General features: G+C 69.0%; 15 protein-coding genes and 1 tRNA gene. 10 read left to right on the forward strand and 6 right to left on the reverse strand.

The window, feature by feature from the left end:
* Positions 1-32 precede the first annotated feature (32 nt).
* Positions 33-176, forward strand: a complete 144-nt coding sequence (locus U5911_RS08725; RefSeq protein ID WP_336036627.1) for an HVO_2523 family zinc finger protein — start codon at positions 33-35, stop codon at positions 174-176.
* Here U5911_RS08725 and U5911_RS08730 read toward each other — a convergent pair.
* The gene (locus tag U5911_RS08730; RefSeq protein ID WP_336036628.1) at positions 166-792 is read right to left on the reverse strand and encodes a TVP38/TMEM64 family protein; all 627 of its coding nucleotides are present in this window, start codon (positions 790-792) and stop codon (positions 166-168) included. The two genes, U5911_RS08725 and U5911_RS08730, sit on opposite strands and share 11 nt — an antisense overlap.
* Before the next feature lie 152 nt (positions 793-944).
* Between U5911_RS08730 and U5911_RS08735 the strand changes: the two genes are divergently transcribed.
* A complete protein-coding gene (locus U5911_RS08735) occupies positions 945-1,361 on the forward strand; it encodes a DUF5830 family protein (protein ID WP_336036629.1) in 417 nt (138 codons plus the stop codon).
* Positions 1,362-1,391: 30 nt separating this feature from the next.
* Here U5911_RS08735 and U5911_RS08740 read toward each other — a convergent pair whose 3' ends face one another.
* Complete coding sequence (locus tag U5911_RS08740; RefSeq protein ID WP_336036630.1) at positions 1,392-2,489, reverse strand: DUF7115 domain-containing protein; 1,098 nt, start codon at positions 2,487-2,489, stop codon at positions 1,392-1,394.
* A gap of 93 nt (positions 2,490-2,582) precedes the next feature.
* Here U5911_RS08740 and U5911_RS08745 point away from each other — a divergent pair.
* The 3 genes from U5911_RS08745 to U5911_RS08755 all read left to right on the forward strand — a co-directional run bounded on the left by U5911_RS08745 (position 2,583) and on the right by U5911_RS08755 (position 4,391).
* Positions 2,583-2,739, forward strand: a tRNA-Met gene (locus U5911_RS08745).
* 364 nt (positions 2,740-3,103) lie between these two features.
* On the forward strand, positions 3,104-3,349 hold the full coding sequence (locus U5911_RS08750) for a DUF8028 family protein (RefSeq protein ID WP_336036631.1): 246 nt from the start codon (positions 3,104-3,106) through the stop codon (positions 3,347-3,349).
* 73 nt (positions 3,350-3,422) lie between these two features.
* Positions 3,423-4,391 carry an aldo/keto reductase gene (locus U5911_RS08755; protein ID WP_336036632.1) on the forward strand — a complete coding sequence of 323 codons (969 nt, stop codon included), beginning with the start codon at positions 3,423-3,425 and terminating at the stop codon, positions 4,389-4,391.
* Here the strand turns inward: U5911_RS08755 and U5911_RS08760 are convergent, their stop codons facing one another.
* Together U5911_RS08760 and U5911_RS08765 are read right to left on the reverse strand one after the other, a co-directional pair.
* Positions 4,392-5,309: a DMT family transporter gene (locus U5911_RS08760; protein WP_336036633.1), complete on the reverse strand. Its 918-nt coding sequence runs from the start codon at positions 5,307-5,309 to the stop codon at positions 4,392-4,394. It abuts the gene before it with no gap.
* A gap of 177 nt (positions 5,310-5,486) precedes the next feature.
* Complete coding sequence (locus U5911_RS08765; RefSeq protein ID WP_336036634.1) at positions 5,487-5,981, reverse strand: CBS domain-containing protein; 495 nt, start codon at positions 5,979-5,981, stop codon at positions 5,487-5,489.
* Between the two features lie 108 nt (positions 5,982-6,089).
* Between U5911_RS08765 and U5911_RS08770 the strand changes: the two genes are divergently transcribed.
* Positions 6,090-6,716, forward strand: a complete 627-nt coding sequence (locus U5911_RS08770; RefSeq protein WP_336036635.1) for a ribonuclease H — start codon at positions 6,090-6,092, stop codon at positions 6,714-6,716.
* Between the two features lie 14 nt (positions 6,717-6,730).
* Here the strand turns inward: U5911_RS08770 and U5911_RS08775 are convergent, their stop codons facing one another.
* Positions 6,731-8,983, reverse strand: coding sequence for an NADP-dependent malic enzyme (locus U5911_RS08775; protein ID WP_336036636.1), 2,253 nt, complete (start codon positions 8,981-8,983; stop codon positions 6,731-6,733).
* Between the two features lie 158 nt (positions 8,984-9,141).
* Between U5911_RS08775 and U5911_RS08780 the strand changes: the two genes are divergently transcribed.
* Positions 9,142-9,978: a COX15/CtaA family protein gene (locus U5911_RS08780; RefSeq protein WP_336036637.1), complete on the forward strand. Its 837-nt coding sequence runs from the start codon at positions 9,142-9,144 to the stop codon at positions 9,976-9,978.
* Here the strand turns inward: U5911_RS08780 and U5911_RS08785 are convergent.
* Positions 9,975-11,480, reverse strand: coding sequence for a replication factor C large subunit (locus tag U5911_RS08785; protein ID WP_336036638.1), 1,506 nt, complete (start codon positions 11,478-11,480; stop codon positions 9,975-9,977). The two genes, U5911_RS08780 and U5911_RS08785, sit on opposite strands and share 4 nt — an antisense overlap.
* Positions 11,481-11,536: 56 nt before the next feature.
* Between U5911_RS08785 and U5911_RS08790 the strand changes: the two genes are divergently transcribed.
* From U5911_RS08790 to U5911_RS08800, 3 genes are all read left to right on the forward strand, one after another.
* Entirely contained in the window at positions 11,537-11,899 is a 363-nt protein-coding gene (locus U5911_RS08790; RefSeq protein WP_336036639.1) for a hypothetical protein, read from the forward strand.
* Positions 11,892-12,872: a tyrosine-type recombinase/integrase gene (locus U5911_RS08795; protein WP_336036640.1), complete on the forward strand. Its 981-nt coding sequence runs from the start codon at positions 11,892-11,894 to the stop codon at positions 12,870-12,872. Before U5911_RS08790 ends, U5911_RS08795 begins: the two co-directional genes overlap by 8 nt.
* A 257-nt stretch (positions 12,873-13,129) precedes the next feature.
* On the forward strand, positions 13,130-13,363 hold the full coding sequence (locus U5911_RS08800) for a hypothetical protein (RefSeq protein ID WP_336036641.1): 234 nt from the start codon (positions 13,130-13,132) through the stop codon (positions 13,361-13,363).
* The last annotated feature ends 1 nt before the right edge of the window (position 13,364 follow it).

Consider the following 13,364-nt stretch of genomic DNA (forward strand, 5'->3'; position numbering starts at 1 on the left):
CGCTTTTCCTCGTCGCGCGCGCACCGACAGCCATGAGCGAGCGGGCCGACGACTCCGGCGACCGCGGCGGCAGCCAGTGCCCGCTGTGCGGCGCCGACCTGTTCAGGCGCCACTGCAAGTACGTCTGTCCGCAGCACGGCGTAGTGGTCGACTGCGGCGACCCCTTCACCTTCTAGCCCGCAACGCGCGGTGTGCGACCGGTGCGAGCAGGGCGCCCGCGACGACCAGACCGCCCACGACGTAGACGGTGTCGAGGTCGGTCGCGGCCATCGTGAACGCGTCGAGGCCGCTGCCGACGGCGACGGCGCCGACCACCCACGGGAGCTCGCCGAGCAGCGTGCCGGCCGCGAACGCGCGGAGGGGGACGCCGCCCGCGCCCGCGGCGGCGGACACCGGCTCGGGGTGCGTGGGGGCGAGGCGAGCGGCGACCAGCCCCCGGAGCGGCCCGGCGGCGTCGAAGTACCGCTCGCTGCCGTCCGAGAACCGGCCGAACAGGCGGCCGTCGGCGGGTGCGTACCGGCCGGCAGCGTACGGGAGCAGGCTGGTGGCGACCGCGCCGGCGAGCGCCACCGGCACGCCGACCAGGAGACCGTACCTGAAGCCGACGAGCGCCGACAGGAGGCTGATCGGCCACCCGAGCAGCGGCCGGACCGCGTACAGGCCGACCAGGACGACGGGGAACCAGGGGCTGGCGAGCGCGACGCGCAGCGCCCCGAACGCGCGGTCGGGTCGCGCGAGCGCCGCTGCGACCAGGAGCGCGGCGACCGCGACGCCGGCCGCGTACCGCTTCATGACCGCCCGCTACCGCGGCACCGCGCTTGTGGCTTTCCCTTCCGCGGCCGTCCGGCCGGTCCGCCGTCCGCTCGCCGCCGCGCCGCCGTCAGCTCGCCGCCGGACCGCTGCCGCACGCAAGCGTTAAGCGCGCCGTCGCCCCACCACAACGCATGGCCGACGGCGACGACCACCGGGACGCCCACGGCGGCGACCACCTCGACGCCCACGGCGACCTCGACGACCCCGTGGCGGTGGGCGTGGAACTCCTCGCGAACCTCGAATTCGGGTCGCTGTCCGTCGCGGCCGCCATCGACCGCCTCGAGACCGTCACCACCCACCCCCGGAAAACCCGGGAGATCCTCGAGGAGGCCCAGCGTCGCGGCGTCATCGAGCGCGACGCGGGCGAGGTCCGCCCGCAGAGCGGCGGCTACGTCTCCTTCCAGTCGGACGTCGTCACGAAGGAGGGAGAGTTCTCGTGTCGGCGCTGCGGCGCCACGATCTCCACGGGCTACTTCATCGACTTCGAGGCCGGGGAACTCGGCGCGTTCGGCTCGTCGTGCATCCGGAAGGTCACCGGACGCGAGTAGGGCGTGACGGCCCCGGCGCCGCCGCCCGCGCTACTCGTCGTCCGCGAGGGCCCGCAGTGCCGCGAGGCGCTCGCGGTGCTCCTCGAGGACGGCCTCCTGGGCGTCCAGGACGTCGAGGTGTCGTTCGGCCGCCTCGCGGTGCTGTTCGGCGACCTCGCGCTGGCGGTCCAGGGTCGCCGCGAGGTCCGCGACGCTGGCCTCGAGGGCGTCCAGTTCGGCGTCCAGATCCTCGGGGTCGACCGGCGGCTCGACGGTCGCGGCGGCGGTCTGGAAGCCGCTCGACGCGAACTCGTCGCCCTCGCCGGCGGCGCCCGTGGGCTCGCCGGTCGTCGCTTCCGCCGCCCCTGCGTCCGCCGGGTCGCCGCCGGCGTCCGGCGAGTCCGCGGCCGCCTCCTCGCCGCCCTCCGCGTCCTCGTCGAGGCCGCTGGTGTCGATGGGGTCGACGCCGCCGCCGAACGACACCTCCTCGGTCCCCGCGTCGGCGTCCTCGTCGACGGTCATCCGCTCGAACTCCTCGGCGCTCGCGGCGTCGTGGTACGCGTACACGGCGTCCTCGACGGTCTCGCGGACGTCCCGGAACTGCTCGTTCGGCGCCTTGATGCGCTGGGCTCGCTCGCTCGTCTCCAGGACGAGCTGGCTGGAGACGTTGCCGTCCTCGACGCCGATGCCGGTCACCGACTCGTAGTCGATCTCCTCGAAGTCGGTCCCCCAGACCGCGCTCCCGATGTGCTTGACGACGCGGTCGCTAGTGACGACGAGGGTGAGTTCGCTGAACCGGTAGGTCCGCTTGACAGTCTCGCCGGGCTGGGTGACGCCCGCGGCGTTCAGCACGCCCGCGAGAATCGGGTGGAGGGCGTCGTCGAGTTTCCCCGACGGCACCGTGAACGTCTCGTCGCCGTCGAGGCCGTAGTCGAGGGTGACCTTGGCCTTCCGGCGGCCCTCGCTGACCTCGACGCCCTCCGCGTCGTGGGAGAACTCGTCGACGGACTCGTCGCTCAGCAGGCCGTCGGCCGTGTAGACGATGGTGCGCGTCGGCGTGACGAACAGGGCGTCCTCGCCCTTCAGCGGGACGTGCGCGGCGACGTCCTCGTCGCCGAGCGAGGACTGCACGAGCGCAGGTACGTTCATACACGCTCGAAGCAACCGGCTCGGCTTAAACCCGGCGGGTGGCCGAGCGCAGATGAGAACGTTAAAGAATACCCTCGCCCTAGCCGGAATCGAGCCCGGGTGGCTTAGCTGGTCATAGCGCCGCACTCATAGGGTTCCGAGCTTCGGTGCGGCAACCCACGCCACGTGGTTGCTCGGCATGTCCGCGAGGCCCGCCGAGCCTCGAACCTGGGACATGCGGAGGTCGAGGGTTCGAAACCCTCCCCGGGCATACTCGTTCCACTGCGACCGAGCCGCGAGTCCCCACTCCTGGCGCGGTGTTAGACGGTTCCTATTTCCGGCGTCCCGTCGAGTAGTATCAGCTTACGGAGCGGAACCGGCGTTCGTTAGCAACTCGGCTAACGCGGGCGGTCGCCTCGGCGCGCCACCGCACCAGGGCTCGGCTGGTGACGTTCACCCCCGATCCACCGAAACGGACGCAGAGCCGTCCGTAAACAGTTTGGAGGCCTCTCGTCGCCTCGTGAAACGTCGGCAACTCGGGTCTGGCCGGGTGAAACGTGCTGAAATCCGGGCAACGGTCTGGCCGTTATATGGGGTGGCCGGTCCATGGATGGAGTAACGAGGTGCCCCCCGACATGTCCACTCCCTCCCGCTCCGCGCTCGCCGAAGCCGCGTCGGACGCCGTGAAGACGCCCGCGTCCGCGACCCTCCTGAAGCCCTTCGAGGTCGCCGGGTTCTGGGCGGCGATCGCGTTGCCGTTCCTGTACACGCCGCTCGTGCTCGCCGGCCCGGAGACGAGCGCCGAACAGACCGCGCTCGCCGCGCTCGTCGCCCTCCACGTCGTCGCGCTCGTGCTCGGCCACCGGCACAACACGAACTGACGGCGCGAGTCCAGCGACCGGGCGGCGACGCGAGTTCGGGTCCCTTAACTCGGGCCGCCCTGTCGGTCCCCGTATGGGTCTCGACGCCGTCCCCCTGGGCCGCACCGGACTGAAGGTCTCCGAGGTCGCGTTCGGCACGTGGCGGTTCGGCCGCGAGAACGACGCCGGCGACGTCGAGGTCGGCCGCGACCGCGCGCACGCCCTCCTCGACGCGTACGCCGACGCCGGCGGCCGCTTCGTCGACACCGCGGACATGTACGGCAGCGGCCGCGCCGAGCGCTACGTCGGCGAGTGGCTCGCCGACCGCGACCGCGAGGACTTCGTCGTCGCCTCGAAGGTCTACTGGCCGACCCGCGACGACCCGAACGGCCGCGGCCTCAACCGCAAGCACCTCCGGCACAGCCTCGACGGCATCCTCGACCGGCTCGGCACGGACTACCTCGACGTCCTCTACATCCACCGCTGGGACGACGACACGCCCGCGCGGGAGTTCATGCGCACGCTCGACGAGTTCGTCCGCGACGGCCGCGTGCACTACCTCGGCGCGTCGACGTTCGAGCCGAACGCCTGGAAGGTCGCGAAGGCCAACGAGATCGCGAGACGGGAGGGCTACGAGCCGTTCACCGTCGCCCAGCCGCGGTACAACGCCGTGAACCGCGAGGTCGAGGGGAACTACCTCGAGATGTGCCGGGACTACGACGTCGGCGTGGTGCCGTGGTCGCCGCTCGCTGGCGGGTTCCTCACCGGGAAGTACACGCGCGGCGAGGACCCGCCTGAGGGGACCCGCGGGGCGACCGACCAGCAGTTCGTCGACTCCTACCTGACGCCGCGGAACTTCGACGCGCTCGAGGAGGTGGAGGCGGTCGCCGCGGAGGTCGGCGCGTCGCCCGCGCAGGTGTCGCTGGCGTGGCTGTGCCACCACGACGACGTCGTCGCGCCCATCTCGGGCGCGCGGACGCCAGAACAGCTCCGGGAGAACCTCGCGGCGGCGGACGTGTCGCTGACGGACGGCCAGTTCGACCGCATCGCGGACGCGAAGTAGTCACCCCCAGGTCGTGCGGACGCTCCGGAGCTCCGCCGCGAGCGCGCGGCGCTTCAGCAGGCAGAAGCCGGCGAAGATGACGAGGAAGCCGGCGACCACGTTGGCGGTGATGGGCTCCCCGAGCGCGAGGAACCCCACGACCGCCGCGAACACGGGCGCGACGTAGCTCACGAGGTTGATCTCGATGGGGCCGAGCCTGTCCAGCAGTTCGAAGTAGACGAGGAAGCCGGCGGCGCTCGACGCGACCGAGAGGTACGCCAGCGCCACGAGCGCGTCCGTGCTGGCCGGAATCGTCTGCGTCTCGCCGACGGCGACGCTGGCGGCGTGCATCAGGGCGGCGCCGCCGAGCATCGACCACGCCTCCATCGTCTCGACGTCCAGTCCGTCGTCGACGCGCTGGGTGAGCACGCTCCCGAACGCGAAGCACGCGGCGGCCGCGAACACGAGCAGGACGCCGACGGTGCCGCCGTCGAGGAGGTTCGAGAGGTCGGGATCCGAGAGGACGGCGACGCCGACGAGCCCGAGCGCGAGGCCGGCCAGCCCCACCGCGGAGAGGCGTTCGGACGGCAGGAGGGCGCGCGCGAACCCGGTCGTGAGGACCGGACTGAGGCTGACCACGACGGCGGCGACGGCGCTCGTGGTGTGCTGTTCGCCGACGAACAGGAACGCGTGGTAGGCGGCGATGAGGAAGACGGCGCCGACCGCGACGACCGTCCAGTCGGCGCGCGTCCGCGGCAGCCAGTCGTCGGCGGCGTGGGCGGCGTACGCGAGCATGAGGACGCCCGCGACGTCGTACCGGACGGCGGCGAACAGCACGGGCTCGAAGCCCGCGTTCAGGCCGGCCTTGATGGCGGCGAACGCCGACCCCCAGACCGCGGCGAGTGCGAGGAACAGCGCTGCGTCCCGGTAGCTGGTCACGTCGGTGCTCCGGCGGGCGCGACGTTTACGCTTTCGAACCCGTGCGCGTTTTGCCGCGGCCGCCCGGCGGGCCGTCGTCGGCGCGGCCGGACCCGACGCACGCGCCGCCGCGCGTGCCGTCCGGGTCTGCGGACAGGCGGTCGCCGCGTAGCCGGATTCGACGGCCGGGTCCGCGACTCACTCCCCGCCGCGTTCCGCGTGGAGCGCGCGCAGGACGTCCTGGCGCGTGACGATGCCGACGATGCGGTCGTCCTCGACGACGGGGACGCGGTTGACGTCGCGCTCGTCCGCGGCGAGGATGGCGAGCGCGTCGTCGACGCTGGCGTCCGGCCCGACCGTGAGCACGTCCCCGGTCATGATGGTCTTCACGGGCTTGCCGGCGTTCTTCGCGAGGTCGAGTTCGGTCTCCAGTTCGTTCCACGAGAGGTCGATGCCGTAGTCGAGGGTCTCCAGGAACGGCGGCAGGCCGATGGGGATCCAGACGGTGTGGCTCTTCGGCTGGAACAGCTCCACGAAGTCCCGCTGGGTGACGACGCCGACGAGCCGGTCGTCGTCGTCCACGACGGGGAAGCCCGTGAACTTCCGCCGCGCGAGCTGCTGGAGGACGTCGCTGATCTCGTCGTCCTCGTGGACCGTCTCGACGTCGGCCGTCATCAGGTCTCGTACCTGCATACGCGAACGGTCGCGGCCGCGCTCCCTATCGTTTGTGGATGGCCGGTGGCGGCGCACGCGACCGCGGACCGGCGCACCGCTTAAGTCACACCAGCGGCAATTCGGCGTATGGCCACCGTGGGCCGGAGGAAGCTCCGCGACCTCTTCGACGACGCGCCGACCCCACACATCGCCCACCCCCCCGAGTCCCACCGGCGGGACTTCTACGTCGCGACCGACGGCTCGTACTCCAGCGACGGCAGCGGTCTCGGCGTCGTCGTCGAGACGCGCACGGGCGACCGCGTCGCCAGGCTCGCGGTACCGGACGAGGCCCCGAACAACAACGTCGCCGAGTACCGCGCGCTCCACCTCGGCCTCGACGTGCTCGCGGCGCGTGCGCCCCGGGACGCGCGCGTCGGCGTGCTCGTCGACCACAACGACCTCGCGGGCGACGTGAACACCGCCGTGCTCGCCGCGCGCGCCCACGACTACCGGCCGATCCGGGAGTTCTCGCCGCCCAGGGGCGCCGACCACCACTGGCGGGGCATCCGCGCGCGCGTCGTCGGGTTCGAGGAACTCCGTGCCGCCCAGCTCGACTCCGGGACGAACCCCGCGCACGTGCTCGCGAACGAACCCGACCAGTACGCGCACGTCAACGACGAGCCGGCGCGCTGTCCGCTCCCCGCCTTCGAGGACGCCGGCGGCGACCCGAAGGTGCCGCCGCCGTCGCGCAGCGACCGCCGCGCGAGCGACTAGGCAGCGCGGGCTCGCTACTCGGTGTCCTCCTGGGCGTCGACGACGGCGACGGCGGCGAGGTTCACGATGTCCTTGACCTCGTCGCCGCGCTGGAGGACGTGGACGGGTTCGCCCATGCCGACGAGCATCGGGCCGATGGCGTCCGCGCCGCCGAGGCGCTGGAGGAGCTTGTAGCCGATGTTGCCGGCCTCGAGGTTCGGGAAGATGAGGACGTTCGCGGGGTCCGCGAGCTCGCTGAACTCGTAGGTGCCCTCGAGGATCTCCTCGACGACCGCGGTGTCGGCCTGCATCTCGCCGTCCACGGGGAAGTCGACGCTGTCGTCGTCGCGCAGCATCGCGGCGGCCTCCCGGGGCTTCCGGGTGCCCTCGTTGTCGACGCTGCCGAAGTTCGAGTACGACAGCATCGCCACCCGGGGGTCGACGTTGAAGCTGCGCGCGAGCTCGGCGGTGTGCTGGGCGACCTCCGCGAGCACGTCGGCGTCGGGGTCCTGGTTGACGGTGGTGTCCGCGCAGAACACGACGCGGTTCTTGAACGTCAGCATGTAGACGCCGGCGACGTAGTTGGCGTCGGGCGCGGTGCCGACGACCTGCAGCGGCGGCTTGAGTGCGCTCGGGTAGTGGTGCGTGAGGCCGGTGAGGAACGCGTCGGCGTCGCCGGCCTCCACCATCGTGGACCCGAGGAAGTTCGGGTCGCGTTTCACGAGCGACTCCGCCTCGCTGCGCGTGACGCCCTTGCGCTGGCGGAGTTCGTAGAGGCGTTCGGCGTACGCCTCGTGGTCGCCCTCGTTGGGGTCGACGATCTCGGGGTCGAAGTCGAGGCCGAGTCCGGAGACGACGCCGTGGATGGTGTCGCGGTCGCCGATGAGCACGGGTTCGGCGATTCCCTCCTCGGCCATCTGGTAGGCGGCGCGGATCATCTTCTCGTCGTCGCCCTCGCCGAGCGCGACGCGCTTCGGCTCGCTCTTGGCCTTGTTCAGGACGATGCGCATCATCTCCCGGCTCTTCCCGAGGCGCGCCTCGAGTTCCTCGCGGTACGCCTCGAGGTCGAGGTCGCGGCGAGCGACGCCGGACTCGATGGCTGCTTCGGCGACGGCCGGCGCGACCTCGAACAGCACGCGCGGGTCGAGGGGCTTCGGGATGATGTAGTCGGGGCCGAACTGCAGCGGCTGGTCGCCGTAGGCCTTCACGACGGCGTCCGGGACGTCCTGTTTCGCGAGGTCCGCGAGCGCCTCGGCGCAGGCGACCTTCATCGCCTCGTTGATGTCGGTCGCGCGGACGTCCAGGGCGCCCCGGAAGATGAACGGGAACCCGAGGACGTTGTTCACCTGGTTCGGGTAGTCCGAGCGCCCGGTCGCCATGATGACGGTGTCGTCGCGGGCGTCCTTCGCGGCCTCGTAGCCGATCTCGGGGTCGGGGTTCGCCATCGCGAAGACGATGGGGTCGTCGGCCATCGACTGCACCATCTCCTGGTCGACGATGCCGCCGACCGAGAGGCCGACCAGCACGTCGGCGCCCTCCATGGCGTCCGCGAGGTCGCCGGCCTCGTCGGCGGGGCTGGCGAACTCGGCCTTGTACTCGTTGACGTCGCGGTCCTCGGTGATGACGCCCGAGGAGTCACACATCGTGACGTTCTCGCGGCGGACGCCCAGGGAGACGTAGAACTTCGCGCTGGCGATGGCGGAGGCGCCCGCGCCGGAGAACACGACCTCGAGGTCCTCGAGGTCCTTGCCCGCGATCTCGGCGGCGTTCAGGAGGGCGGCGCCGGAGATGATCGCGGTGCCGTGCTGGTCGTCGTGGAAGACGGGGATGTCCATCTCCTCGCGGAGGCGCGTCTCGATCTCGAAGCACTCCGGGGCCTTGATGTCCTCGAGGTTGACGCCGCCGAACGTCGGCTCCATCGCGGACACCGACTCGACGATCTCGTCGGCGGTGTCCTGGTCCAGTTCGACGTCGAAGACGTCGATGTCCGCGAACCGCTTGAACAGCACGCCCTTCCCCTCCATGACGGGCTTGGAGGCCTGCGCGCCGATGTCGCCGAGGCCGAGGACGGCCGACCCGTTCGACACGACGCCGACGAGGTTGCCCTTCGCGGTGTACGTGAACGCGTCCTCGGGGTTCTCGGCGATGCGGCGGCACGGCGCCGCGACCCCCGGGGAGTACGCCAGCGAGAGGTCCCGCTGCGTGTTCGTGGGCTTCGTCGTGGAGATCTCGATTTTCCCTGGCGGGTCGCTGGCGTGGTACTCCAGCGAGTCGTCGTCCAGTCCCATGTCCTCCCGTGCCGCGGCGACCGGCAAAAACCTGTCCCAACGCGTCGAATGTTGCTTCGACGGTCGTCGAAACCCGGCCGCCGTCTGCGTCGTCCTCGAGCTCGCACGCGCGCGGACGAGACGACAGCCCTACGTACCGAGCGCCGATAGCTCCCGGTATGGCCCGCCGCTCGTACCAGCTCGCGGTCGCGACGACCGCGCTCACGTTCGCGCTCATCCTGCTCGGGGAGTTCACCGCCGTCTCCGCGTCGGGCGCGACCTGCGGCCTGGAGTGGCCGTACTGCAACGGACAACTGCTCCCGTTCGGCCTGCCGCTGCACGACTTCATCGAGTGGCTCCACCGCGCCGTCGCGATGGTCGTCGGCTTCTTCATCCTCGGCACCGGCGTCCTCGCGTGGCGGCGCTTCGACGAGCGGGACGTCAAGCTCGGCGGCGTCCTCGCGGTCGTGCTCCTCCCGCTCCAGGTGGTCCTCGGCGGCACCACCGTCACGTTCAGCGGCCTCGTCCCCTGGGGGTACATGCCGCTCACCCAGGCCGTCCACCACCTCGCCGCGCTCGCCATCTTCGGCACGCTCGTCTACACGACCCTCCGCATGCGGGAGCTCGCCGGCCTCGGCGTCGGGCGAGTCCGGACGGCCGCGGTCGCCGGCCTCGCGGCGCTCCCGCTCGTGCTCGCGTTCAGCCGCAACACCGTCTTCGCGGTGTACGGCACGCGCGTCCAGCTCGCCCACCACGCGTTCGAACTGGTCGTGTTCGCGGCCGCGCTCGCCGCGTGGACGTGGGGGCGCCGCCGCGACGCCGCGCGTGCCGCCACCGCCGCCGGCGCCGCCGCCTGGCTGGTCACCGTCCAGATCCTGCTCGGCACCGGGATCGTGCAGTTCTCCGCCGCCGTCCAGCTGACCTACTACGCGCTCACCGCCGCCGTCGGCGCGCTCCTCGTCGTCGCCGCGCGCCTCCCGACCGACGGCCCGACCGCGGCCGCGACGGCCGACTAGAAGAAGTCGTCCAGGCCCGCCTGGTCGTCGTCGCCGTCGTCCGCTCCGTCCGCGTCGGCTGCCTCCCCGCTCGCGTCCGCGTCGTCCGCAGCCACGGCCGCGTCCCCGCCGCTGGCAGCCTGCTCGGTGTCGCCTCCGGCCTCCGCGGCCACGCCCTGGGCGTCGTCCCCGACGTCGGCGTCCACGGACGCCTGCCCCTCGAACGCGCCGCCCGAGTGCTCGACCGCGCGCTCCTCGCGGAGCGCCTCGGCGTCCTCGACGATTGACTGGACCTTGTTCGTCGTCTCGCCGGAGCCCGTGACGAACGACACGTGCTCGGCGTCGAGGTCGTAGGCCGCGGTCATCGCCACGGTGAGCTCGCGGTTCTTGCAGTGGTGGGTCATCGCCGCGAGGAAGGGGACGACCTCGCGGCGCGCCGTCGACATGCTGGTGCCCGACACCTCGGCGACGTTCCGCGCGACGTAGTCGCGTTTCTCCCGCGTGGCGCGCGAGCTCCCGAGCTTCCGCCAGTACGACGGCGGCCCGTACCGCGTCCAGCCGCCGTGGTCGTTCCGACGCGCCGCCGCCACGCCCGCCGCGATGTTGTCCGTCGCGTACCGCCAGTACGAGTAGTTCTGGGTGGCGCGCACCCGCCCCAGCCAGACGTCCGCGTTCGAGAGGAACTCGTAGGCGACCGCCAGCTCCTCGCCGTAGTAGTCCTTCGGGACGTTGTCCTCCACCCAGTTGATGAGGTCGTCCGGCGTCTCGTCGACGTCGTACGCCGACTGCAGCGCGGCCTCCGCGTCGAGGTGCTTCACGACGCCGTCGAGGAAGTCGAAGACGCCCTCGCTGCGGTCGCGCTCGCCCATCACCACGTCGTCGACCGTGAGCCGGCGGTCGGTCTCCGCGAGCGCCTGCAGGTCGTTGACCGCCGACCGCAGGTCCCCCGAGTTCTGCTCGGCGATGGCCTCCAGGGCGGCCTCGTCGTACTCGACGTCCTCGCGGCGGCAGATGTCCCGCAGCACGGGGACGATCGAGCGCTTCGAGACGTCCCGGAACTCGACGTCCCGGCACGCGCTCCGCAGCGCCGAACTCATGTCGTAGTACTCGTTCGCGATGAGGACGATGGGCTGGGTGCCCTCCTTCACGAGCCGCGTGATGGCCGCGGAGCCCCCGCGGTCGACGTTCCCGTGGAGGTTGTCCGCCTCGTCGAGCACGACGAGCTTCCGGCCGCCCGTCCCCCCCGTGAGCGTCCCCGACTTCGCCGCCTCGCCGGCGACCCGCTCGACGACGTCCGCGGTGCGCTGGTCCGAGGCGTTCAGCTCGACGACGTCCCAGCCCTCGTCGTTCGCGAGCGCGTGCGCCGCCGACGTCTTCCCGACGCCCGGACTCCCGTGCAGGACGACGGCCTCGCGGTGGTCCTCCCAGGTGTCCGCCCACTCCCTGAGGGCGTCCCGGGCCTTGTTGTTCCCGCGGACCTCCGACAGCGACGACGGACGATACTTCTCCGTCCAATCAGTCATATCGTGTGTATTCCATGTGTATAGAGTTAAGTGATTTGTTCAACAATTGGTTCAACGTGGGAGAGCGCATACAACTCGTTGTTTCCGGCGAGCAAAAAGAACGCTGGGATGGCTTCGCCGAAAAACAGTCTGGCATTGATGACCGCTCAGACCTCATCAGAACGGCAGTAGAGAAGTTCATTGAGGATACGAATTCGGAATCGGAGCTTCCCGAGCAGATGGAGAGTCGGTTCGACGAAATCCTCGCTGAATTTGAACGGTTTGAATCTCGTTTGAACTTCGCGAATGAAGCATTCGAGTCTCTCGAACAATCTCAGCTAGACGAAGAGACTGTTGAAGACATAGTAGAATTCCACTCCGACCTCATCCAGGAAGAGGTTCGGGACCTCGAAGACACAGTGAGGAGGTCAGATGAGTAGTCAAGCAACCTCAATCGAAGTAGCCATAGCTGTTAGTAAATACCTCCGTCGAGTCCGTGCTCGTCAATCACCGCACACCCTCAAGAATCGCCGCATTGCGGCGGCACAGTTCGATGAGTGGTGCCGTAGGAATGGCTCATCCCTATTTGAGGCAGACGAGTGGCTTGTTGAGGATTGGATTGACTACATGCTGGACGACGAGGGCGGAGAGGGGTTCGCACCTCGTACCGTTCGAAACAAAATCTACGACATCTCTGCGCTCTATCAGTACCTTAAAAAGCGGAACCATGTGGACGAGAATCCCGTGGAGGATGTTGATACGAGTGATTTGACCGGCACCATCATGGATGAATACGCCGAGGTTCGCTATTTAGAGCCAGAGGAATACGAGGCGATGCTGGACGCCTGTTCTCGGGTTCGGGATGAGCTTCTCTTACGGTTATTGTGGAACTGCGGTGTCCGAGCGGAGGAGGCTGTGAACATCGAGGTAGAGGCCCACCTTGATAGAGATAAACGGGAAATCACCATCAAGACCGGGAAGCAAGGACGAACCTCTGATGTTAAATCTCGTACTGTCTACTATAGCCGCCGAATGGAGCGAACGCTCCGTGACTGGCTTGACCGGGGTGCTCGGAATAAGTACATGTCTTCCGATAGTTCGTCCCACCTCATCGTTTCGAAGCAGGCCGACCACCCTCAGCCTAAACGAGTAACTGAAATCATCGACGAAATCGCAACCGATGCTGGTGTTCAAGATGAACTTTGGGAGGATGCCTCCGGTCGCAAACGATACCGTGTTACGGCCCACTCATTCCGTCACAGCTACGCTGTTCACCGAGTGAAGCAAGGGATGCCCATCGTCTACCTTCAAGAGTTGATGGGACACGCCGACATTGAGCAAACACGGAAGTACCTGAAGTTCCGGAAGGACGACATCCGGGAAGCTGAGAAGAAGTACGCTCCGCGAATCTAACGCCACTCACAACGCTCCTCGTGGCGTTCTATGTCAAGGCGATTCTCCCCCGCGAACACCTTCTCGTTACAGAATTTGCACCGAACCCAATTCTCGTCGTTTGGACACGCCACGTAGTGGCGTTCTTCAAAGTTGAGTGACTGTGTGGAATCCATACGGGGACGGACGCCAACCCCGCCCATTGGCTATCATTCCGCCCATTAATCTTCGGAATAAGATTCCTGTTTGAAGTTCTGGTCGAACGTCGTTGGTAACAGATGACCGACGACGATGAACACTACCGAGTCGGTGCGATGACCGTCACACTCCGCCGTGCCCCGGAAGAAGCCGTTCGGCGGTGGGACGGCGCTGAATGCGAGTGCGAAGAATGGGAGAAGAACAAGACCGACCCCAAGCTTGGTACTCTGCTAGAAATGGAATGCAAGCACATCAGGTCCGCCAAAATGTTTGCAATTTACGACGGGAGGGTCGTGGCCGTCGACGCAGAGTAAC

Source organism: Halobacterium yunchengense (genome assembly GCF_037031165.1).
Classification (GTDB): domain Archaea; phylum Halobacteriota; class Halobacteria; order Halobacteriales; family Halobacteriaceae; genus Halobacterium; species Halobacterium yunchengense.